The organism is Campylobacterota bacterium (assembly GCA_040752835.1).
Taxonomy (GTDB): domain Bacteria; phylum Campylobacterota; class Campylobacteria; order Campylobacterales; family Sulfurimonadaceae; genus Sulfuricurvum.
In genome coordinates, this window is sequence record JBFMGG010000007.1 from 690,366 (window position 1) to 714,858 (window position 24,493).

A 24,493-nucleotide genomic window follows, 5' to 3' on the forward strand; every position below is an offset into this window, starting at 1 on the left:
TGTGATCACTTCCCGCCGTTTTTCGCTTGACCAGTTCGCACCCATCGCCGTATACGAAAAGGCCAAAAAACTTTTTCCCGGCGAAGTCAGTTTTCTGTTCGAAAGTGCCGGGAGCAGCGAAGGAAATTACACGATCATCGTGATCGGAGGCCGCGAACGCCTCACCTACGCCGACAAAACGACCGTCTACACCGATGCGTCGGGAGAACGGCAGATATTGGATGTTTCCCCTTTCGCCTTTTTGAAAAAGTATTATTCCGCGCTCGATCAGAAAACATACCGCGAGCGGGCTCGGGAACTCGGGGTCGGCTATATCGACGGTTTTATCGGCTACATCGGATACGACATGGTGCAGGTTTTCGAACCCGTACTCGAAGAATCGATGTCGAATCTGCTGGATCAGACCCATATTCCCGACATGGACCTGATTCTCCCCAAACTCACCTTCGTCATCTCGCACAAAAACGCGACGATCACGCTGCTCAGCTGTCTCGACGGTTTTATCGGACGGTTCGACGAGATCGAAGCGACGCTCAAAGCGCCCTATACGTATACCCCGCTGGCACCGATCCGCAACGACCGGGGCGGCGAGTTCATCTTTAGCAAAGAGCAGTTTTTCTCGATGGTGGACAAGTCCAAAGAGATGATCAAAAGCGGCGACGTTTTCCAGATCCTGATGACGAACCGCTACATCCGCCACGCACAGGTCGATCCGTTCAGTTTTTACCGGATCCTCCGCCTCAAGAACCCCTCTCCCTACATGTATCTGATGGAGTTTGAGGATTTCAACATCGTCGGAAGTTCCCCGGAAGTGATGGTCCGCCTCAGTGACGGCGAAATCCTGTTGCGGCCGATCGCCGGGACCCGTAAACGGGGCGGGACAAAACAGCGCGACCTCGAACTCGAAGAAGAACTCCTCTCCGATCCCAAAGAACTCGCGGAGCATCTGATGCTGATCGATCTGGGGCGCAACGACGTCGGTCGGGTCGCCAAAACGGGCACGGTACGGGTCGAAGAGATGATGCATGTCGAACGTTATTCGCACGTCATGCACATCGTCTCGGACGTTTACGCGACGATCCGCGACGACAGGGACATGTTCGATCTTCTCGCCGCCGTCTTTACCGCAGGAACGATGACCGGGGCGCCGAAAATCCGCGCGATGGAGCTGATCGCCCAGTTCGAAGGGGTCAAGCGGGGCTATTACAGCGGCACCATCGGCTATTTCGGGTTTGATGGCAACATGGACAGCGCGATCACGATCCGTACCGCTCTCATCAAAGAAGATGAAGTGATCCTGCAGGCGGGTGCGGGCGTCGTCGCCGATTCGGTCCACGAACTCGAATACCTCGAAGTGACCAACAAACTCGGTGCGCTCACCAGTACCCTGGATGATCTGCTCGAACCGCAATGAAGCTCTTTACGATCTTCGGCGATCCGGTGAGCCATTCGCGCTCCCCGCTGATGCACAACAACGTCTTTAAAACCCTCGGCATCGATGCGTGCTATACGCGTACCCATTTGAGCGACGGCCAAAAACTTCGAGAGGTATTTTTTGCCAAAGCCCTCAGCGGCGCCAACGTCACCGTTCCCCACAAAGAATCGGCCTATGCGCAGTGCGACGAAGTGCGCGGCATCGCCTCGATGGTTAAAGCGGTTAACACGCTCGTCCTCGAAAACGGCCGCTTGATCGGTTACAACACCGACGCCGACGGTTTCATCCGGGCCATCGAATCCTTCGGCGAGGTACGCTCCGCACTGATTCTCGGAGCGGGAGGGACCGCGCGCGCACTTTCCGTCGCCCTGCGCGCCAAGGGGATCGACGTCGCCGTACTCAACCGCTCCGCCGGACGGCTGGACTATTTCAAGACCGAAGGGTTCGCCGCCTACGCGTGGGAGGAGTTTTCACCCGCTGCCTACGATATGATCATCAATACGACCTCGGCGGGATTGTCGGATAACGAACTGCCGATTCCCGCACCCCTGCTGCATGGACTTCTCTCACGCAGCAAAGCGGCCGTCGACGTCATCTACGGCAAAGAAACCCCGTTTTTGCGGGAGGTCAAATCCTGCGACCTCCCTTATAAAGACGGATCGGACATGCTGTTGCAGCAGGGGGTGTTGGCCAGCCACCTCTTCCTGCACTGCAAATACACTCCGGTGGAAATCGAACCGGCCATGCGTCGAAGTTTTTTGTATTAAACCGCTATAATTAGCCATCTAAATGCAAAGGCTCTTGATGTGCCCTCTCTATCAGCTCAACGACGCTGAAAAAATTCTCCTTCGCGATCAGCTCCTCGGTTATGCCGCAGCGATCGGCGGGAAAAATTCGTTTTTGAAACTCCTTGAGACGATACACCGTACCTCTCCGCATCCCCTCGTCTCCAAAACGGCCCTGCTCCGTTTTCCCAAAGGGCTGATCAAATGGAACAAAAACATCCACCGCGACAACCTTTCCCTCCTCAGTACCCGCCTCAATGCCCGCAAGGACGGTAATCCAAACCTCATGGCTTCGCCCGAGGACAAAAACTGCAAAAACGTCACGAACATGCTTCGTTCACTCTCCCCGCTGACCTTTACGGTTGCCATGAACAACGAAGCCGACGGCGCGGGATTCAGCTTCAAAGCGTTCGAAATCATCGACGAGAACACGACGGTCATCACCCCGATGTTCGAACTCTTCTTTTTCTGCCCCGTAAGCGTCGCGAAAAAATTGCTCAATTTTATTCCCAAAGAAGCTTCGGCAGAGGAATAACGTGAAAATCGACGGACGTTTCTGGCTCACCAAAGAGGGTCAAAGTTTTTTAGGCGCCGGACGGATCGAACTGCTGGAACGGATCGATAAAACGGGATCGATCAACGCCGCCGCCAAAGAGATGAAAATGAGCTACAAGGCGGCATGGGAACGGATCAACGGGATGAACGCGCTCGCCGATCAGCCTCTCATCGAACGCCTCACAGGGGGCCGTGGGGGCGGCGGGACGAAACTCACCCCCTACGCCCGCGAACTCATCGCGACGTTTCACCGTTTCAACGAGCTTCACCGCCAGTTTATCGACCGGTTCAGCGAAGCGGGAGACGACCCCGAACGGCTCGCCCGCATCCTCAGCCGTACGTTCCTTACCACCAGTGCGCGCAATCAGCTCCCCGCCACCCTCCTCTCTATCGAAGAACGCGGGCTGAACGGTATCCTCACCCTCTCTTTGAACGGAAGCCATAAAATCCAGTCCGTCATCACCCTCAAATCGATCCGGAGTATGGGTCTCACGATCGGATGCGATCTCTATGCCATCATCAAATCGAGCGATGTCAGCATCGTTACCGCTCCTCCAAAAAGCGATGAACCGATGAACTGTCTCAAGGGGACGATCAGTCGCATCGAATCGCAGGACGAAACCGATGAGATCACCTTCGCCCTTGATCTCTTTACCGAGCTGATCGCCCTGATGAATCCCAAAGATACCAAAAAGCTCTCCGAGGGGATGAACGCCTACGCCCTGATCTCTCCGAAACATATTATTATCGGGTTGTAAACTTACTTCACCACACTAGAAAATCAAAATTTATTTGCTTTCATATCTTTCAACGCACTCTCTTCCGACGCAAATACAGTTTTGTGTGATTTTTCATAGATCGCTTGATTGAAATTTTTTACTTCTTCAGCACTTATAGATAATTCAAGATGGTCATAATCTGAAGAATCATTTATCATATACGCGTATTTTGGTGAAAGAGGAATAAAAAAATCTGCATATTCTGGTGCCTCAAATTCATTCAATCCTTTAACAGAACTATGTACGTTTATTATTGGATTGTCACTCGTAATAAAAGGAATATCCGTATTGTTTGTTATATAGATATGTTTGTTCCGAGTTTTAGATTCATATAAGCTCCATCCAACATTAATTCCTAACATAAAACTCAAAAACCACCAATTTTTTTCAAATAGCAATGCTTCATTAGTAAATGGCATACTCATATTGATCGCATCAGATGATCTCTCTTTCATTCTTTTTGTTCTTGTAAGCTGATGACCTAAAAATGTGCAGAACGAAATCATATTGGTTGCAGTATCTAAAATATTTTTATTTCCTTTTGAAAGCTCATTAATAGCCTTTACCGCAGTATCTTCAAATAATGAGTGTAAATTTTCCAAACTATTGTGTTTTATTACATTATTAAGCAATTCCAAATCTTTGGAATAAATCTTAGATTGTGAAATAGTATTGGATACATTTGATAGCTTTATAAAGTATTGCAAATGTGACATATGCATTTCTTGAAGAAAATCGGGTGACATCGCCGAAAATCTTTTTATATATTCAATATCATCTATATTAAGCGGATTAATTTTGTAAAAGTCAATTTCCTTCGCAAGTCCTTTAATACTATCTTTAGAAATTTTCCCCTTTTTAGAAATATAGAATACATCAGTGACTTTAGCCCAACTTTTTAAATAATGGCTCCATACATAATGGTGGTTACGTTTTATCTGTTTATTTTTTTCCAAAATTTATTCCTCTCTATAAAAAAATATATTTATCTCCAATTCTTACACAAAAAATAAAATATGTAAAATCCATAACACTTTTTTATCATTCTCCTACAAACTTTAAGCCTTTTTCTCTATAATTTCGTTATATCTTACAAAACATAACGTAATTGTCGCCCTTTTCTGCGAACCGTTTTTGCAACGTTTGGTTTATCGTTATATCAAAACAGACACAAAGGAGTTTCATGCATCCGCTCAAACTTGTCCTGGCCTCTTTGGCATTCTCCATTTCCTCTTTAGTCGCCGGTGAAGTCAATATTGCCGCTGCCGCCGATATGAAGTATGCACTCGATGATATTGCCAAAGTGTATATGAAACGTCATCCCGAGACAAAAATCAATACGATGTTCGGTTCCTCAGGCAAAGCGTTCACCCAGATTAGCAACGGCGCACCCTATGACATCTACTATAGCGCAGATATTGACTACCCTAAAAAGCTCAAAGCCGCTGGAAAAGCAGTCGGTGAAGTTAAACCATACGCTATCGGGCGTATCGTTTTATGGAGCAATACGATCGATACGGCCAAGGGGATGAATACGTTGCTCTCATCCAATGTAAAGAAAATCGCAATCGCCAATCCCGAACACGCCCCATACGGACGCGCCGCAGTGGCCGCTCTTAAAACGTACGGTGTGTATGACAAGATCAAATCCAAACTCATTTACGGTGAAAACATTAATCAAACGGCACAATATGCCCAAACCAAAGCAGCCGATATTGCAATTTTAGCCCTCTCCATCGCTTCAAGTCCAGCTCTACGAGATACGCCGTCCTTTTTGATTCCGAAAGAGTCTCATCCGAAGCTTGTCCAGGGGTATGTATTGATAAATAACAATCCTGAAGCAAAAGCTTTCATCTCCTTTTTTGAAACCAAAGAGGCCAATGAGATTCTCAAAAAATACGGCTTTGTCGTACAGTAACGTATTGGAAAGGGATGTATGTTTTTCAAATCCATCGATTTCGCGCACATGTACCGCGAACACAAAGCCGCCACCGATTTCAAGGCGAAAAGCCGCGAGGATTGGGATGCCAAATCCTCCGACATGGCGCAATCGACGATCAACAGCCCCTATGTGGAGGATTTCATCTCACGGATGAAGCTGGACGGCGACGAGGTGGTTCTCGACATCGGCTGCGGTCCCGGAGCGCTGAGCGTGCCGCTGGCCAAAAAAGTGAAACACGTCGTCGCCATCGACTTCTCGCGCGCCATGCTCGACGAGCTCGAAGCGTATGCCGCGCGCGAAGGGGTCACCAACATCACGACCTACCATCTGGGCTGGGAAGACGACTGGAGCGCTCTGCCTCCCATCGACGTCGCCGTGGCATCACGCTCGATGGAAGTCCCCGATCTGGATGCGGCACTCTCTAAAATGTCCTCTATCGCTTCCAAAGCATGTTATCTCACCTACAAAGTCGGCGGCAGCTTCGTCGACATGAATATCCTCGATTACATCGGCAAAACGGTCAGAACAAAACCCGACTACTGGTATATCCCCCTGCTATTGTACAAAGCGGGATTTCTCCCCCGCGTCGATTACATCGAGACCGGACGCGGCAGCGTGCGCGCCGGCAGCGAAGAAGAATTCGTCCAATCGCTGATCTGGAGCATCGGAAGTCTGGAGAAAGAACAGCAGGACAAAGCCAGAGAATACTACAACCGGATCGTTGTCGGCGAGAATCGTCCGCCGCGTCCGGTGCACTGGGCTTTTATCGCATGGGAGACCTCAAAATGATCCTTCTTAACGACGCTGAACTCGAAGCACTCCTCGCCGAGGACGTCCCCTACGGCGATCTGACCACCGCGTCGCTGGGGATCACCGACCGGCGCGCGCGCATCACCTTCGCCACCCGTGAGCGCCCTCTCGTCGTCTCGTGCATGGAAGAGGCAGTGCGTTTGTGCGGACTGTACGGATTGGAGATCGACGGTTTTGTCAAATCCGGCTCGCTCGTCCCGCCCCAAAGCGTTTTTCTCGAAGCGCACGGCGAAGCCGGATCGATACACCGTATCTGGAAGTCCGTGCAAAACCTCCTCGATTACGCAAGCGGGATCGCCACTTATACCCGTGAAGCGGTACTCTTGGCACGCAGTATCAATCCTGATATAGTGGTCGCCACCACCCGCAAAACAACCCCGTTTACAAAAAAAATCGCCATCAAAGCGGTCGAATCGGGCGGCGGGATCGCTCACCGTCTCGGACTTTCGGAAAGCATACTGATCTTTGATTATCACCGCGTCTTTTTCCCTGCGGAAGAGGCATTTGCCGAAGCTCTCGACCGTGCCAAAAAAGCCAATCCCGAAAAGAAAATCGTCATCGAAGCCGCCGACATCGCCGAGGCGCTCAAATTTGCCCGCCTCGGAGCCGACATTCTCCAGCTGGAGAAATTTCCCCTCACGAAACTTTCCGATGCCGTCCGCATCCTCCGGACCGATTATCCCCATCTTACCCTCATCGCCACCGGAGGGATCAGCGTCAAAAATATCGCCGAATACGCCGCGACGGGGGTAGATATGATCGTCACCTCATCGCCCTACAGTGCACAACCTGCCGATATCAAAGTGAGGATCGAGCCGTTATGAATATTCTCTCCGCCAAAATTGCCGCCATCACCGCTTCCGAGCACCTCAGCATCCTAAGCGTCGCCGTCGGGGACGACACTTTTCATCTCCTTCTCGCCGAAGTCTCCGACGCCACCGTCGGTGCGGACGTCACCGTGGCGTTCAAAGAAACCGAAGTCATCCTCTCCCCGGAAACGGCCGCTTCGACCGCAAACCGCGCGCGCGCAAGAGTCCGGACGATCGAAAGGGGAATCATCCTCTCCCACGTTACCCTCTCCTACCGCGATACGACCGTCCGTGCGCTGGTGCCGACACTCACCTTCCATTCCCTCGATATCCGTGAAGGGGATAACGTCGGCTGGATGGTTCAGCCCTCTGAAATTTCGCTGCTCAGGGAGACGCATGGAAGCTGATTTTTTTCAAACGATGGTGCTGACGTTCAAACTGGCATCCGTCACGACGCTGATTCTCCTGCTGATCGGGATTCCGCTCGCCGCATACTTGGCATACGGCACCGTGCGCTTCAAAAGCGTCGTCGAGACGATCGTCTCCATGCCGCTCGTCCTTCCTCCATCGGTCCTGGGGTTTTATCTTCTCCTTGCGTTCAGCCCCGCGTCGGCTCTTGGGGAGTTTTTAACCGAACAGGGCATACGGCTGGCATTTTCGTTCGAGGGGCTCGTGATCGGTTCGGTCCTCTTCAGCCTCCCCTTCATGGTTCATCCGATACAGTCGGCCCTCTCCGGGGTTCCGCGCTCCGTCTTCGAAGCCTCCTACACGCTGGGCAAATCGAAACTGACAACGATGACGCGGGTGGTCTTGCCGATGATCCGAAGCGGGCTGATTTCGGGGACTGTCCTCGCGTTCGCCCATACGGTCGGCGAGTTCGGCGTGATCCTGATGATCGGTGGGAATATCCCGGGCGAGACCCGCGTCGCCTCGATCGCAATCTACGACGAGGTCGAGTCGCTCAACTACGCGATGGCTCACCAATACGCACTCACCCTCTTCGCGGTGACGTTTGCGATATTGCTGCTCGTCTACACCCTTAACAAAAAATCCCTGGGCGGCATCCGATGATATTGATCAATATTACCAAACACCTCAATACCGCCGAGGGACCGCTGGAGGCGGTTTTCGACCTCTCGATCGGCAGTGGGGAGTTCCTGACCCTCTTCGGCCCCTCGGGTGCCGGAAAAACAACCCTGATGCGCTGCATCGCGGGACTCGAAACTCCCGATACCGGCCGGATCGAAGTAGCGGGCGAAACGTGGTTCGATTCGGGCCGGAAGATCAATCTCCCGCCGCAGAAACGGAGTGTGGGATTCGTCTTCCAAGACTACGCCCTCTTTCCGACGATGAACGTGCGGCAAAACCTCCTTTTCGCCGCCGAAACCGCGGAGCAGAAAAAAGGGGTGGACGAGCTGATCGAACTGGTCGAGCTGAGCAACCTCGCCGACCGTCTGCCGTCCACCCTCTCGGGGGGACAAAAACAGCGCGTCGCCCTCGCCCGCGCCCTCGTACGCCGTCCGAAAATTCTGCTCCTCGACGAACCGCTCTCGGCGCTCGATCCCGCCATGCGCCAAAAGCTGCAAAACGAGCTGGCACTGATCCACGAGCGGCTCGGGGTGAGTACGCTGCTGGTGAGCCACGACATCGCCGAAACGGTCAAGCTCTCCGACCGCCTCGCCTCGGTTCATGCGGGACGGATCGAACGCATCTGCCCCCCGATGGAATTTTTCAGCTCCCAGACCCTCAGCGGCAAACTTCAGCTCGTGGGGGAAGTGCTGAAAATCGAAGAAGATTCCCCCGCGTGCGTCGTAACCCTTCTGGTAGGTTCCTCCATTGTCCGCACCGTTACGGCAACACAAGAAGCCTCGCGGCTAAAAATCGGGGAACACGCTATAATTTCGACCAAAGCGTTCAACCCGATTCTGCTGCCCATCCATCAACCCAAGGAAACCCCATGACCGTTACTGTTACCGTCAACACCATCGTTACCCTCGATTACACCGTCACTACCCCCGAAGGGCACACGGTCGATGAAGGGCAAGAACCCCTCATCTACGTACACGGCGGATACAACAACATTTTTGCCCCCATCGAAGCAGGGCTGGAGGGGAAATCGGTCGGAGATTCGTTTGAAATTTCCGTCCCCGCCGCCGAGGCGTTCGGCCTCTACGACGACGATCTGGTGGTCACCGAATCGCTCGAGAACCTCCCCGAAGAGATCGAAGTTGGAATGCAGATCGAAGGGCACATGGAAGGGAACGAAGATGATATGCTCATCTACATCGTCCAAGAAATCTCCGACACTCACGCCGTCTTAAACGCCAACCACCCCCTCGCGGGAATCGATATGGTTTTTAAAGGCACAGTCACCGACATCGTCCCCGCCGACGAAGAGACGATCCGCCGTTTACTCGAACATTCGCACGATCATCACTGATCGTATGGCTTAAACTCGGATCACACTCACAGCTATTGGGCTGATTGCAGCCGCTCCCCGTCCGTCCATTTTCTTTTGCTTAAAATTCCAAACGGCGTCAACATCGGCAGGAGCCATAACAGGCTCCACCCATTCAGCCCGACAGCCCCAAGGCCGCCGTACGACCATACGGCCCAGACGATAGAGAGGAAAAAGGTCCCGTAGGGAGCGAGCATGAGCTTCCAATAGTGCGTTGTCGCAAAACGCCAGGGTGCGAAAAAAAGGATGACGAACGCCGACGCGGCGACCAAGGCCATCCCCGCTATCCCCTCCCCGGTTTTTCCCTGGAACAGAAACACGATCGAGAGTACAAGCACCCATATGAAACCACCGGCCCAACCCGCTGTCCAACCGATTTTTTCGCCTATTCGCTCTTTCACCGTTTCACCTCTTCGTGTGGTATGCCCAATTGTTTAAGCGCATCTATTTTAGCAGAGCGTTGTCGAATAGGCTATGCGGCATCCTTCAAAGCCGTATGAGACCGTGTTTATCTTAAGGGGGAACCGTTCCCCCATCAAGCAGGTCAGTTATGCCATCCGGCAGCTATAATGTTCATCAGCGCCTCGTTGTTCTGAATCTGGGTGTTATCACGGAGTTGGAAGCCGTGATCGCGGCTGTAGGCATTTAGCTGCTGGATAATCCCGTCGACGTCGGTGTTGCTCAGGTAGCTGCCGTCATCGAGTTCCAGCCTCTCGATCCGGTTGGCCTCGTTTTTCTGGTTTTTGATCGTCACGAACTCGTTGTCTCCGTACTGTAGCAATAAATCATTCCCTTGTATCAGGAAACTGACATCCTCTTTTGTGATCCCTTTGTCGAATCGGACGGTATCGTATCCCCCTTCTGCTCCGAAATAACGACCAAATAGGCTGAATCCGAAGACGTTTTCGTTCACCGTCGTCGTGTTGGAGCCTTTGGTGAAGAGATAGGTATCATCCCCGCTTCCGCCGCTGAGAGTGTTGATCCCTGCACCCCCGTGGAGCAGATCGTTCCCCTCTGCGCCGTTGAGACTATCGTTGTCCCTCCCGCCGAAGAGTTTATCGTTCCCCGCATCGCCGACGAGGGTGTCGTTGCCATTATCGCCGTAGAGGATATCGTTCCCATCGCCCCCGAGGAGATTGTCACTGCCCTCTCCTCCGACTAGAAGATCATGACCTGTATCACCGCGCAGAGTGTCATTGCCGCCGTTACCGAAGAGGGTATCGTTCCCAGCATCGCCGAAGAGCCGATCCCCGAAGAGGGAGGAGTTGCCGATTAACGAATCGTTTTTGGCACTTCCCCATTGGATTCCGAAGAAACCTCCGCTGGAACCGATTCTCTCTTTGGAAAGGTTGATGCTTCCCTGTGCGGTTTGAACCAGTTCTACCCCTTTTGATGGGGAGGCAAAGTAGTCGATGAGGATGACATCCTCCTTGCCTTTGACATTGATACGAAGGTTATTCGCTTCTTGGAGGAAGGTGAGGTTAGCCATAGAGATATCACTCATGAGCAGGACATCTACTCCGTCATTGTCATTGATACGCATACTTTGTCCGCTGTATGTGTAGTGCCAGTCCGGAGTCATGAGGTTGGTGAAGTTCAACGTGCTTATCACACTTCCTCCGTGACCGTCATCGACGGTGATTACTGCGCTACTCCCTCCGGCGTAATAGCGCTCTGCGGTGTAGTTCCACTCTCCGTTCTCCTTGATCGTGAGTGTTCCGTGTTCAGGATTGGAAGTGATGCTGTAAGAGAGGGTATCACCATCCACATCGGAAGCCTTGATCGCTCCGGCAGTACTTGATCCTGCGTAGAGCGTCGCGGGTGCCGGAGTCTCTGTGAGGATCGGTGCGTCGTTGATCGCTTCGATGACAAAGCTCAGTGTTGCGGTGGTACTCAGTCCGTAGGCGTTGGTTACTTTGATCATGACGCTGTCAGCACCGTTCAGATTTGCTTCAGGGGTATAGTTCCACTCTCCTGTTTCGCTAACGCTGAATACTCCTTTGGTGGAAGTATTGAGAATTTCGTAGGTCAATGCTCCGCCGATAGGATTGGTAACGTTGAATACTCCGTTGGTAGCAGTGTCTTCGAGGAGAGTCGATGTTGTATCGGACAATGTCGGGTCCGACACGCGAATGTCGAAGTTGAGGGTTTGGGAGATTGCACCCCCGTTACCGTCGTCGATCATGACGATAGCACTGTCGGTTCCCATATAACCATCCGCTGCCGAATAGTTCCACTCTCCTGTTTCATTTACCTTTAGAGTTCCGTGAGCGGCTTGGGTACTTACGGTATAGCTTAGAACGTCGCCGTCGATATCCGCAGCTCCGACGTTGCCGCTTAGAATACGGATGTCTTGCAGGGTATTGCTGATCTCGGCTGGCGCTTCCGGAGCCTGATTCAGCGCTTCCATGACAAACGAAAGGGTCGTTGTCACTTCCCCGCCGCGTCCGTCTTGTATCGCTATGGTGAGCGTATCGGTTCCCGCCTCCCTTGAAGTACCTGTATAAGTCCAGATTCCGTATTTGTTGATACTGATCGATCCCATCGTCGGTGCTGAAACGACGCTATAGCTCAACGTATCTCCATCGATGTCATCGGCAAGGAGAATCCCTTTGGCGCTGCGCTCTTTTCCAAGATTGCGTGCTCCCTCTTCGAAGAACATCTCCGGCGCATGGTTGGTGTTTTTCTCAATTAGTTGCGGTAAAGTATAGGAAGTGCCGTCGCTGAACGCAAACGATTCGAGTTTGAAATCATCAACGTTCCAGTTCTTGATAGTGATCTGATCGATTATATTGCTGCTTTGCTCTTGGTTATAGGTGAAAGAGACAATCATATCTTCACCCTCACTACTGAGGATAACATCACGTCGATCGATACCATTACCGAAATAGAGGGTATCGACACCCCCCGCATCGATGATCATGTCTTTACCGTCCCCTTTATCGAAGAGATAGTAATCATCACCGATCCCCCCTTCGAGAGTATCATCACCCGCTCCACCTTCGAGAGTATCGTCCCCTGCTCCGGCTGAGAGGTAATCATCGCCCGCAAGACCGCTGAGATAGTCACTTCCCTCTTTACCGTAAAGGGCTTCTGACCCCTCTAATCCATAAAGAACGTCATTTCCGCCATTACCGCTGAGTGTATCTCCCGCATCCAGTACACGCATGGTTAGATCCCCTTCGACATTGAGAAGCAGATCATAGATCCCTTGTCGATCTATCGTCGTTCCGTCACTAAAGCTAAACTGCTCGATAGCCCCGTTCTCATTAAACCAGTTTTTGATGGTGAGGGTATTGGAGAGTTCTGTGATCGGGGTATCGTCTTCCGCATTCTCGTGAATACCGATACATAGATCGTCGGTTCCACGCACCCATTGTACAACGAGGCGATCCGCCGTAATAGAGCTTAGGAATTTGATCGTATCGACACCGTTGCCATTATCGTCGATCACATCCTCACCTCCGCCATACGCGATAACGTATGTATCATTTCCGACATCGCCGCTAAGAGTTTCAGAGTCCGTTGCACCATAGATCGTATCGTTATCGGTGATGGTATCGGTTGCCTCAATCTTGAACCACACGTCACGCATTGTTCCCGTATTTGTCAATGTCGTATAGTTGGTTTCATTGGTAACGATATTGCCATTCTCGGTGCTCTGGGTATAGACACTGCCATCGGCACGGTTAAGCGAGAGAGATGTTACCCCTGCAACCGAGAGATCGACTAGTTCACCCGCATCGGTTTTTCCGTTCTGATTGGTGTCTTTCCAGAGTTTGAGCTGTGCAAAATCGGTATCGTTTTTATCGATAACCCCGTCACTGTTGGTATCGTACTGCGCTAAGGCTGAGTATCCGTCTATTGCAAGTGTACCGTCGGAAAGTTTGGTACGGTCTCCGAAGAGTTCACTGCCGTCGTTGATGAGTCCGTCATTATTGATATCACGAACTAAAAGAGCGTCACCACGTTCGATCCATGCCGTGTGTTCTTTCAGACCATCCGCCGCATAATCGAAATAGGTGTGAGAATCGGTAAGCGATACAGAGGTTTTCCCGTTGGCATTCAGATCGAGAATAAGTGGAGGGGTAAATGTCGATTCTTCCATGTATATCTTGATGTTATCAACGCCCCACGATTCATCAGTGATTGCTTCGTCTAATGCTGTGCCAAATCCAAGCTTAATCTGACCGTTTTTATCTAAATTTACTGATATAGTATACTGATGTACTTCTTCTCCACCTTGCCCATTGAATTGATTGTTAGCTGTTGCACGACCCCCATCACGCTCTCCATAATGGTAGTCAACAAAAAAGTTATTTTGCGTATTTACTACTCCGTTTACAAAGATTTTAAATACTTCACCATCCCAACTATCTATTTCGTACATATCGAACTCGATCATTATTTGTTTGTTCGCATTCGCCACACCAAAATCATACGTTTTTGAGACTCCTTCATTTCCACCAGTTCCGCCAAAACGACCCAGAAATCGTGTTAATTCAGAAGCCGATTCAGTCGTAGTATTGCTCCAACCGGTTGCCCCGTTTTCAAAGGTTTCAGATAAAACGGGTGGAACTGTCCAGACAATTTTTGGATTTCCGCGTGAAATTACTGTATGTCCGTTACCCGATTTATCATCATACGGATTTATTCCCTCAAAATCATAATAGGCCACTAACCCATCAGAGATAACCTCTTTTTGGATAACACGGTTGATTTCAGCAGTAGTCAACGGACGATTATGAAGTTGAACATTATCAATACTTCCGCTAAAACTATAACCAGTATTTACATCCCATCCAGAAATATTGATCTCTTTGGTAATATCGGCATGGCTGTTAGCTGGTGTACTAAGTTGTTGAGATAAATTTTGCTCAATTCCATCGATATATAATTTATTAGTTAAGACGTTGCCTTGTGTAAAAATTGCAGTAATTTGATGGGTAGTACCTGCTAAAAAACTATTATTTGCGATTCCAAATATATCACCTTGCCCAGTATTGAATCCAAACTTCCCATTGTATAGCCAAAGATCGTATTGATAAAATCCTATAGGCATAACACTATTTGTCCCATCCCATGTCATCTCAAAAGATACACTGACTTGCTGTCCTACCATTGCTGATGTAATTATTTGTGTTGTTGACAGCTGATCTAAACCGCCATTAAATTGAACTTGCCTAGTATTGGTAGAATCAAAATTTAACATTGGTAAAAGTACGGTTTTATCTAAAGTTGTAGCATCTGACAGGATGATTTTTTCAATCAAGTTGTTACTATTGAACCAATTTTTTAATGTAACTTTATCGCTTAACTCATCAAATGACTTATCTCCCTCAGCAATCCCGATGATCAAATTACTGCCGCTTTGTCTGACAATCAAATCTTCTTTTGCAATCCCCTCTCCAAAGATGAGAGTGTCGGTTCCGCTCAAATCATAAATCGTATCGGCTCCATCGCCTCTATTATATTTGTATACATCATTTCCGCCGCTGTCGTTCACGGTATCCTTGCCGGTTCCCATGGTAATAACATCGTTACCAACTCCCCCTTCGATAACATCATCTCCTGTACCCGCATCGATTCGGTCATTTCCGCTTCCGGCATTGATCGTATCATTACCGCCATTTGTCTCAAATGTCTCATCACCTGCCACTCCGATAATACTATTCGCATCATCCCCATAAATGAGGTATTGGCTTGATACCCATCCATAATTAAACGTTGTAGCCGGATAGGTTCCATTTTTATCGATGTTCATCGATTCACCGTTACTAAAAATGACTTTTTCGACTCCGCCATTGGCATTTGCCCAGTTTTTAATAACGACATAATCTCTGAGCTGTTCATACGTCTCCACCTTAGGGGTGATTTTTAGAATCAGATCATTGCCTACTACACCGAACGTCACATCGCTTTTATTGATTCCGCCGCTGAGATAGAGGGTATCGTTTCCGGCATTGACATCGATTTGCCCCTGCTGGTACTGATCGTCGATCACGACCGTAAAATCACCTCGGTTGTAGACATAGGTATTATCTCCGCTTCCGCCGTACACAACAGCTCCGGGTTTACTGTAGAGTGCTCCATGAATATCATTAGCAACAAACAAGCTTGCAACATCCGATTGACTCATCGATGTATTGTCGGCAAAGCTTATTGTCTCTATATTGGTGTCTGATTTAAACCAATCGATAAGAGTAAGCACATCGCTGAGTTGCTCAAACGTTTTATTGACCTCTGCAATACCGATCAGGAGAGTATTTCCCTGCTGTTTAAAGATCAAATCGTCTTTGGTAATACCCTCGCCAAAAGAGAGGGTATCGTTCCCTAACTCATCGAAAATCGTATCAGCTCCGTCACCTCGGTTAAACGTATAGGTATCGTTCCCCATTCCACCTTTGAGGGTGTCAGTACCTCTACCACCGCTAAGAATATCATTCCCTCTTCCGCTTAGGATCGTGTCGTTGCCCGCACTCCCTTTTAGAGTATCGGCACCCTCACCCGAGATTAGGGTATCGTTACCGCCGAGTGCATCGACGATCACCCCCTCATCGCCGAATACGAGATAATCATCCCCTTCGCTGGAGCGTTCGATTTGGGTGAGAGTTATTGCAGCGCCGCCGCTGAGACGGAGGTTCTCGATACGATGCGCCGCATTAAGCCAACCGCTGATGGTGATAACGTCGCTGAGCTGATCGAATGTTTTACCGTCTTCGCGAATGGCGATTTGTAGATCATCGCTGCCGCTCACGACACGGGCGATCAGATCATCCATGCCGATCCCCTCACCGAAGATGAGCGAATCGAGCCCTGCGATATCGACTATACGGTCTTTGCTGTCTCCTCTGCTGAATCGGTAGGTATCATCTCCCGATCCCCCCTCTAGGGTATCGGCGCCCACTCCTCCGCTGAGGATGTCATTCCCTGCATTGGAGATCAGGATATCATTTCCTGCATTACCCTCTATGGTATCGTTACCGCTTCCGGTAATGATCGTGTCGTTGCCTCCCAATGCGTCCAGTACCGTATCGGTATCGCCGAAGATGAGATAATCATCTCCGTCACTTCCCCCCTGCATCTGCGAGAGACTGATCGCCGTTCCGTCGTTCAGGACGAAATTCTCGATCCGTTTATTGGCATCGAACCAGTTTTTCAGCGTTACCGTATCGCTGAGAGCATCGAACCCTTTGCCACTCTCTCGAAGACCAATCACGAGGTCGTTGCTTCCGCTCATCGTGTGTGCGACGAGATTTTCAGCCGTGATCCCCTCGCCAAATACCAGAGTATCGATTCCGCCCGAACCGTAACTGTATTCATCGATGATAGTATCTTTACCGTCTCCGATACCGAAGCGATAGGTATCGTTCCCTAATCCCCCGATCAGAGTATCGTTCCCGCCGTTGCCGGATAATGTGTCATTTCCGTTCTCGCCGTAGAGGGTATCGTTACCTTCTCCGCCGCTGAGAGTATCGTTTCCGATTCCGGCAATCAAGGTATCGCTTCCCGCATCACCGTAGAGGGTATCCTCTCCCCCACCACTGCGGAGGGTATCATGACCCTCACCTCCGTGCAGGGTGTCCGCACCGCTGCCCGACGTGATCGTATCGTTACCAGCCAGGCCATTGACCGTAGTGGCACTATCACCGTATATGAAATTATCATCTCCCTCGGTTGCGCTTTGGATCGCGGCAAGATCGACAATGGTACCCTCATTTAAGCGGATCGTCTCGATACGGTTGTTGGTGTTGACCCAGTTTTTGATCGTAATGACGTCGCCCAGTTCAGAGAGCGTTTTACCCGATTCTTTGAGGGCGAGGATGAGATCGTCTCCGTTGATGTAGGCGATCAGATCATCTTGCGTGATCCCATCACCGAAACGGAGAGTATCGTTACCCGCATTGGATTGGTTGCTCCCGTTGTAGCCGTAGCGGTGTTCGTCGATGATGGTATCTTTACCGTCACCTCTGTTGTAGAGGTAGAGATCGTCTCCCGATCCTCCGTAGAGGGTATCGGCTCCTACTCCGCCGCTTAGCGTATCGCTACCATCACCTGCTATGATTGTGTCGTCTCCCTCGTTACCGCCGAGTATGTCGTTTCCTGCTCCCGCGTTGATCGTGTCCTTACCGCTTCCGCCGCTGATCGTGTCGGCTCCGGTGAGGGTAGTGAGCGTATCATCCCCCTCGCCTCCGGTGATGTGATTGGCTCCGTTACCCGCATTGATACTGTCATTTCCGGCTTCTCCGTCGATAATGTCGTTACCATTGCCTGAAATAACTGTATCGTTGCCGCCCATCAAATCGATAGTGATGCCGTTATCGCCGAACGTGAAAGTATCATCCCCCTCTGTAGCGGTCTGGAGGGTATCAAGGTTGATCGATGTACCGTCAGCCAAAAGGATATTCTTCATACGGTTAGCCGTATTGCTCCATCCTCGAATCGTGATCGTATCGGCTAGTTCTTCGAATGTTTTATCTGCCTCTTTGAGTCCGATGAGCCGATCGCCGTTGGAGAGCGTATGAACTACGAGCATATCAGCGCTGATCCCCACGCCAAAGCGAAGTGTATCGCTACCCGAACCGTCGGTGATCGTATCGTGTCCGTCTCCGAGGTTGTAAACATACATGTCATTACCCGCACCGCCGTCGAGCAGATCGTCTCCCGTTCCGCCGATCAGAATGTCATTGCCACCTTCGCCGTATAGCCTGTCGACACCGGCATCGCCTTCAATCGTATCATTACCATCGCCGGCATAAACAGTGTCACTTCCTGCTCCGGCAATAACCGTATCATTTCCGGCAAATACATATACGGTATCATTCCCTCCCAATGTATCTACGGTATCATCTCCATTGGTTAGTTCGATGAAATCGTCTCCTTCGGTTTTTGGGAACAACAGGTCATTTAGATCGACTTGGTTCTCTCCTGCGAATTGGATCGTTTCGATACGATTGGAGAGCTTTTTCCAATCAATGATCGTTATTTGATCCGTAGGGTCCGATTCAAGGCTAATAATAAGTGTGGTGTTTTTGACTTCAATATTCACCTCATCAAAAGTGATATTCTCCAATTGGAGCGTATCTGCTCCTCCAGCATCGTAGATCGTGTCGGCACCGTCGCCTTTGCGGTAGAGATAGGTGGTGGCTCCGCCGGCGTTATCACGGATGACATCATCCCCCTCCTGTGCCATCATACTCACCGCACCGGATGAGTTGATCGCTATCATCTCTGCCGTATCATCACCGTAGACGAGAGTGTTTGCATAGCTGTAGACTCCGCTCTCTTTGGCGAACTGGAAGTGTACTTTTTCATCCATGATATCGGATACAGTACTTTTGAGGGTCGTATCGGTGATCGAATCGATCATTGCCGCCGCATCGAAATGCAGGAATGTCCCCTCCAAGTTGTTCATCATCGAGGCGAGGTAGAGTTTATCGGTTTGGGGGATTGAGGTGTTATTGAGGTACTCCGTGAGTTTAGCGGTAAATGCCGCACTGTCATCGATCACGAACTCATCGATACTGATGTCATAGTGGATATCGCTAAACACATCGCCATAATAGGCTTGGATGGCGAACATCGCTTCGTAGCGTTCCATGAGGAGGTTGAAATGTTCGGTGATGTAGGCTTCGTTTCCGAAGTCTTGGGTATGGTAGCCTCCGTTGGTGTTTTCACGGAGGTGGGCTTCGGTTCTCCAAGCCTCTTTTTTCGATCCTACGAATCGCTCTAATATCCACAGTTTGATCGGGGAGTGGTCGGCTAAATAGGGAGAGAGGCTCGCTTCGCTGATCCCTTTGCTCTTTGCCATATCGTAGAATCCCGACCATCGGAGGATGAATTCACCGAAGTTGGCACTGGCTCTCTCTTTGTCGTTCATAAAGGTGAGTGCTAACTCTTTTAGCTTAGGATCGAGGTTATAGGCTTTGAAGCTGTTGTCTACATAGCCGTATCCTCTCATCTGGGGGAGCATTTCGGTGATCGGATCGATCTCATAGGTGTCGGGGGTATTTGAGCTGACCGCACGTTCGATTGTGAGGAGCTGTATATCGGCTGCCAGTTCACGATCCCCTGTACTGTCTCCGTAACGTCCTGCTTCGGAGAGGAGATTGCCATTTAGGTTGATGTTGGTACCGATGACATTTAGCTCGATGTTTTTGACTCCGGCTTGGGTGAGGGATTTGAGTTCGGTGGCTTGGCTGATACCGTCTTGGTTCAGATCCTGCCACACTTTGAGCTGGGAGAAGAGTGCGTCACGGCGATCGATAACGTTATCGTAGTTGCTATCGGCAACAGCTCGTAGTTCTGCGAAACCGTTCAGACCGTCTTTACCGAATATTTCGCTCACTCCGTCGATCTTGCCGTTCATGTTTTTATCATAGACGAGTAATCCATCCTCTGGGGCTATCCACCCTACTCTCTCTTTGACACCGTCACCCGTGATATCGAAATAGACTTGGGAGTCTGCCAGAGCAACGGTCGAGATTTTCCCGTCTTGGTTTAGGTCGAGGACGAGGGGGTCATGAGGTTCCGGTTCGTCGGGATCGTAGGGATGGGGATGTGGATCAGGCTCAGGATCATCGTCGATGATGGTGCCGGTGGAAGTGTTAACGAGGAGGACTTGGTATTTTCCCCCTTGGTAGTTGTGTCCGCTCATCGTTACTTCGAAATGTACGTCAGGTTCGACGATGGCATCATCACTCCATGTACTGTACACTACGCCCGATCTATCCCCCGCTTTGATCGTGACATCTCCCAGTGACGTTTCGATCGTAATATCCCGTTCCAGTTCTTTGGATAAGCTCACGGTGAAGCTCATATGTTCGGCGGCCTCTTTGGCACTGGCGTCACTGATATGTGCGGTAATGTAATCAGGATAGTCATCGTCGTAAATGGTTCCCTCTCCTACGTTCGAGAGGAGTATCTGTTCGGGTCCGGTGTAGTCGGTTGAGAGGTAGGGAGCAACGCTAAAGTACTCTGTATCTTCGGGAACTTCGTCGTTTAATATTGCCTCTTCGTAAATGGCGCTTCGTTGTCCGGCTTTGATGGTAACACCGACGCGTTTATTGGGAACATAGTCCTCACCGTTTTTTGCGGTACCGTCTTGGGTGATTAAATCGACCGTGATGTCTTCGCTCAGTACTTCCGATAAACTCACGACAAAGCTGATCGTCCCTCGGCTCTCTACCGCCTGAGCATCTGATACGCTTACTGTGACGTATTTGGGATCGGTAGGATCGGGGTTATCAGGGTCGTTTGGATCATTATCCGTATCGTCATCTTCGATACTGAAAGGTTGGACATCTACGAGGGTGAAATCGACATGGGCTCCATGAACCGTACGTACCGTATCGACGAGAGTGTAAAACATCTCCGTTGGTTCAGGTTGTTGATTATCGATGATGGAGATATCAAATGTCACGTAGGTTTCACCGGCGGGGATACGTACATCGAATGTAGGACGTCCTACATAGTCTGAACCTGCGAGGGCTTTATCGTCTTGGGTATAGAGGGTGACGATGACATCTTCAGTATAGGCCTTAGAAAGAGTCACCGCTCCGGTTGCTATACCGTCTGATTCTTTTACGACGGGAGCGAAGATGGAGAGTTCCAACTCCCCACCGTCCAGTACAATTCCAAGATCGTTATTGTCTTTGTGGTAGTTTTCGATTGTGAGAAAGTTACCGTTTTTAGAAAAAATAAGGGTACCGTCACTTCGGAGGATATACATCCCACCGTCTCCCTCGTAGGTTTTTGTGTTACCGTAAATTCCGGTGAGCATACCACCGGTAAGAACATGCCCCTCAAAATAAACCTCGCCTTTACCGTCACTGTCATCGATCGTGTCGCCATCGCCTGAATAGTAGGTATCAAATCCCTCTCCACCTAAAAGGACATCACTTCCCGCTCCACCATCGAGGACATCGTTTCCCCCTCCAGTATAAACGAGGTCTTCACCCTCTTTTGCATAAACGATCTGCCCTTCATTATTGTCATCGTATACAAGAACATTATCTCCGCTTGCTCCAAAATCGACCAATGAAATGCCGTTGATCTTTTGTCCATAAAATGACTTACCTGAATAATGATCTTGATACAGTGTTCCACTTTGATCTGGGTTGTCACTCAAAAGCTGATTGATATACTCTAAACGATGGGTCATAAATTCAGGGGCGTTTTGAACGATATTCTTAGTAATATCGGCAAACTCTTTTTTCGTACCTATGATCGTATATTTATCAGCTTCTAAATAATGGAGAATCGTTTTATCTTCGGCGGAAAGAAGGAGGAGTTTGTCTTCTGCATTGGAAGGATCATTCGCATAAACGACTCGAATCCCTGAAGATGTTTGATGATTGGCAATCCAGTCAGATGCTGATTCTCCATACCATGTATTTGAGGATGAAATATGGACATAGCTTTGGTCAATATTTTGCGGAATGGCATAATTGCTGTAGCTTTGATTTTTGTAAATGGTTTCACCCAAAGCACTGATCGGTGCCAAATTAATTCCGGCTTGTCTGATGCTGTTGTACATGTCATTCAAAGATACGTTGCTTAATCCGAATCCGAACTCTTTGTCTTCAATGATGATCGCCGATAAAGCCCAATCTCCGGTTGCGGGGAGTGGATTATAATCATATTCCAATGTATACTTTATTTTTCCCGCGCTTGCATTCAGACTGCTTACATACTCATTTAGGCTGGCAATTTTAGCATCGCCGTCTTCCCTGCCGTTGGTATAGACATGATAGTATGAATCGATGACGATTTTCTTGTTCATATCCAGTACGCCGTATCCCCCGCCGATGTCGGAGTGGACACCCATATTGGAGATTTCATTCATATTTGATTGAAGGCCCCATCCGTTGCTATACAGTGATTCGAGGGGAAAGTTCGCCCGCGTCTCATCATCAGCGATGATATGGACGATCCGATCTGCGGAGTTTTCATTCAAATCCAAGTTATATCCGATGTTGATACTGTTTGCCATACCTATAGAGGCGACGGTATCGAAGATTCCCACGAACCCTATTGCACTGCCATCCAGATCGGCGTACTGAGCATTGAATTCGTTGATAAAATCGCGTGCTTCGGTCGCACCGCGACTAAACCCGTAAACATCGACGATAATCTCTTCGCCGGGATGTTGAAAAATAAAGTCAGCAATCTCCGCCATTTTTTTCTCTACGATTGCTTTGGCACCTTCTCCTACCGCCAAGCCTAACGTGCGGTAAAAACTGTTTCGATCAAGGTTATTTTCTCTAATATCCTTAATCTGCGCATCGGTAAAAGTATGACCTTCGGTATATGCTTCGGTTCCTACCCCTTCGGCATATAAAGCTGTATATCCAAGTGTTTTGTCATACAATTGATACAGCTTTGCCACATTGCTTTGCGATCCGTCTCCAATCGCCATATCGTTCCACATATTGTTGCCCGTACCGTCAAAAAAGACTCCGATTCGTGTTGCCATTGGTTTTTCCTTTTAAAATAGTTTTTGAAATAAATTTGGTTTTTCGAGTTCTCTGAAATTGTCAGGAACTATTCGCCTGTTTTCCATCATTTTGCAATTTTTTTCATCGACCAAGATATCGATGTGCATCGTCTCGTTCTCGATCGCATCCACGCCGAATGCGGGATGGCTGAACGAATAAATGAGCGGATCTTGTTGAGTATAAAGCGTTCGGTTGACGTCATCGTCGATCTGCATGGTGCAATGAAACTGACTATGTGCATCTGCATATCGCCCTTTGTCAAACCAAAACGTCTTACACAAAAATGTGCTCTCTTTGGCGATGCGGAAGTATTTTTTGTCGGTTTGTAAGTATGGTGGAGTATCGGGATTTTTGAATGACATCGCTCCCCCCTTAGTTTTCCAATAAATTTGATTGACTTCTTTTTTATCGCTTAGGATGTAATGGATGGAAGAGAGTTCATTATCGTATTTGCGTCGCAGGTAGAGTTCCAATCCTGTAAACCGATAGTTGCATTTGTTCTCCTCTTGGGTGAGAGTGATAGGAAGGATGATTGTGTAGTTCCCATCGGGAACCGTCATACGGCGGCTCGCGATTTTGGGACGTCTGAACCCTTTGTCCCCTTCGTAATAGGAACATGCGTCATCGTCGAGATCCTGACTCACGTAGGTAGCGGCGTAGGTAGCATCCAAACGGGGGTCTTTCGTACCCGTGATCGTATAGGCGGCTTCGTTTTGAGCAATAAGAGTTGTAATGGCGAGGATGGATAATAGAAGAAGCTTTTTCATGCAGCAATCCTTGGTTTAGAATGTTGATTATTGAAAGATTGAAGTGGAAAGTTTGCACGAAACTCATCGTTCACGGTCAGATGAACCATTTGTTGGGCGGAATAGGTGTTGAGATTTAGATTGAGGTTATAGTTGTATTCATTTGCCAATCCGACTGTTGCGACCGTGTCGAACAATCCAACAAACCCAATCATGCTCCCATTTAGACTGGCATATTTGGTATTTATCATGTTGATAAAATCCCGTGCTTCGGCAGCTCCTCGGCTGAAACCGTAGACATCTACGACGATTTTGGCATTGGGGTTAGATCGCTTGATTTGATCAATTTGATTAGTAATTGTATCCATCATTTCAAGCACTTTATCTTTTGCACCAATCCCTAAAGCCATCTCTGTCGAGCTGTAATAATCATTTCGCTTAGATAGTCCAGCTTTGACCGAATCGATCTCCGCTTGGGTAAGCGCTCGTGTGCCGACACCTTCTTTATAGAAAACTTGATAATTACTTTGTTGATACAAATCAAAAATTTTCGCCACATTTGTTTGGCTACCATCGCCAATCGCTAGATCATTGTCTTTATTATTGCCTGTCCCATCAAAGAAAACTCCGAGTCTTATTACATCTGCCATTGTCCGTTCCTTGTATGTATTTTTA

16 protein-coding genes are annotated in these 24,493 nt (G+C 49.3%); 11 read left to right on the forward strand and 5 right to left on the reverse strand.

Going from position 1 to position 24,493, the window contains the following annotated elements; genetic code table 11:
- Position 1 precedes the first annotated feature (1 nt).
- Genes AB1763_09695 through AB1763_09710 form a run of 4 tightly spaced genes read left to right on the forward strand, consistent with a single transcriptional unit; the run spans position 2 to position 3,533 of the window.
- Positions 2 to 1,414 (forward strand): anthranilate synthase component I family protein, encoded by a 1,413-nt coding sequence (locus tag AB1763_09695; GenBank protein ID MEW5833094.1) that lies wholly within the window; start codon positions 2 to 4, stop codon positions 1,412 to 1,414.
- Positions 1,411 to 2,202 (forward strand): shikimate dehydrogenase, encoded by a 792-nt coding sequence (locus AB1763_09700; GenBank protein ID MEW5833095.1) that lies wholly within the window; start codon positions 1,411 to 1,413, stop codon positions 2,200 to 2,202. The genes AB1763_09695 and AB1763_09700 overlap by 4 nt, the downstream gene beginning before the upstream one ends.
- A 37-nt stretch (positions 2,203 to 2,239) precedes the next feature.
- On the forward strand, positions 2,240 to 2,755 hold the full coding sequence (locus AB1763_09705) for a hypothetical protein (GenBank protein ID MEW5833096.1): 516 nt from the start codon (positions 2,240 to 2,242) through the stop codon (positions 2,753 to 2,755).
- Between the two features lies 1 nt (position 2,756).
- Positions 2,757 to 3,533: a TOBE domain-containing protein gene (locus tag AB1763_09710; GenBank protein MEW5833097.1), complete on the forward strand. Its 777-nt coding sequence runs from the start codon at positions 2,757 to 2,759 to the stop codon at positions 3,531 to 3,533.
- Positions 3,534 to 3,556: 23 nt separating this feature from the next.
- Here the strand turns inward: AB1763_09710 and AB1763_09715 are convergent, their stop codons facing one another.
- On the reverse strand, positions 3,557 to 4,510 hold the full coding sequence (locus tag AB1763_09715; protein ID MEW5833098.1) for a DUF4238 domain-containing protein: 954 nt from the start codon (positions 4,508 to 4,510) through the stop codon (positions 3,557 to 3,559).
- Positions 4,511 to 4,737: 227 nt separating this feature from the next.
- Between AB1763_09715 and modA the strand changes: the two genes are divergently transcribed.
- Genes modA through AB1763_09750 form a run of 7 tightly spaced genes read left to right on the forward strand, consistent with a single transcriptional unit; the run spans position 4,738 to position 9,555 of the window.
- On the forward strand, positions 4,738 to 5,472 hold the full coding sequence (gene modA / locus AB1763_09720) for a molybdate ABC transporter substrate-binding protein (protein MEW5833099.1): 735 nt from the start codon (positions 4,738 to 4,740) through the stop codon (positions 5,470 to 5,472).
- A gap of 18 nt (positions 5,473 to 5,490) precedes the next feature.
- Entirely contained in the window at positions 5,491 to 6,285 is a 795-nt protein-coding gene (locus AB1763_09725) for a class I SAM-dependent methyltransferase (GenBank protein ID MEW5833100.1), read from the forward strand.
- Positions 6,282 to 7,130: a ModD protein gene (modD, locus tag AB1763_09730; GenBank protein MEW5833101.1), complete on the forward strand. Its 849-nt coding sequence runs from the start codon at positions 6,282 to 6,284 to the stop codon at positions 7,128 to 7,130. The genes AB1763_09725 and modD overlap by 4 nt, the downstream gene beginning before the upstream one ends.
- A complete protein-coding gene (locus tag AB1763_09735) occupies positions 7,127 to 7,522 on the forward strand; it encodes a hypothetical protein (protein MEW5833102.1) in 396 nt (131 codons plus the stop codon). Before modD ends, AB1763_09735 begins: the two co-directional genes overlap by 4 nt.
- Positions 7,512 to 8,186, forward strand: a complete 675-nt coding sequence (modB, locus tag AB1763_09740) for a molybdate ABC transporter permease subunit (GenBank protein ID MEW5833103.1) — start codon at positions 7,512 to 7,514, stop codon at positions 8,184 to 8,186. Before AB1763_09735 ends, modB begins: the two co-directional genes overlap by 11 nt.
- Positions 8,183 to 9,076: an ATP-binding cassette domain-containing protein gene (locus tag AB1763_09745; protein MEW5833104.1), complete on the forward strand. Its 894-nt coding sequence runs from the start codon at positions 8,183 to 8,185 to the stop codon at positions 9,074 to 9,076. The genes modB and AB1763_09745 overlap by 4 nt, the downstream gene beginning before the upstream one ends.
- Positions 9,073 to 9,555, forward strand: coding sequence for an FKBP-type peptidyl-prolyl cis-trans isomerase (locus AB1763_09750; GenBank protein MEW5833105.1), 483 nt, complete (start codon positions 9,073 to 9,075; stop codon positions 9,553 to 9,555). The genes AB1763_09745 and AB1763_09750 overlap by 4 nt, the downstream gene beginning before the upstream one ends.
- 32 nt (positions 9,556 to 9,587) lie before the next feature.
- On the opposite strand, the gene AB1763_09755 is transcribed toward AB1763_09750, so the two are convergent.
- The 4 genes from AB1763_09755 to AB1763_09770 all read right to left on the reverse strand — a co-directional run bounded on the left by AB1763_09755 (position 9,588) and on the right by AB1763_09770 (position 24,468).
- Entirely contained in the window at positions 9,588 to 9,893 is a 306-nt protein-coding gene (locus tag AB1763_09755) for a hypothetical protein (protein ID MEW5833106.1), read from the reverse strand.
- A gap of 224 nt (positions 9,894 to 10,117) precedes the next feature.
- The gene (locus AB1763_09760; GenBank protein MEW5833107.1) at positions 10,118 to 23,050 is read right to left on the reverse strand and encodes a calcium-binding protein; all 12,933 of its coding nucleotides are present in this window, start codon (positions 23,048 to 23,050) and stop codon (positions 10,118 to 10,120) included.
- Between the two features lie 12 nt (positions 23,051 to 23,062).
- Complete coding sequence (locus tag AB1763_09765; protein ID MEW5833108.1) at positions 23,063 to 23,839, reverse strand: hypothetical protein; 777 nt, start codon at positions 23,837 to 23,839, stop codon at positions 23,063 to 23,065.
- Positions 23,836 to 24,468, reverse strand: a complete 633-nt coding sequence (locus AB1763_09770) for a DUF2235 domain-containing protein (GenBank protein ID MEW5833109.1) — start codon at positions 24,466 to 24,468, stop codon at positions 23,836 to 23,838. Before AB1763_09770 ends, AB1763_09765 begins: the two co-directional genes overlap by 4 nt.
- Positions 24,469 to 24,493: the final 25 nt, after the last annotated feature.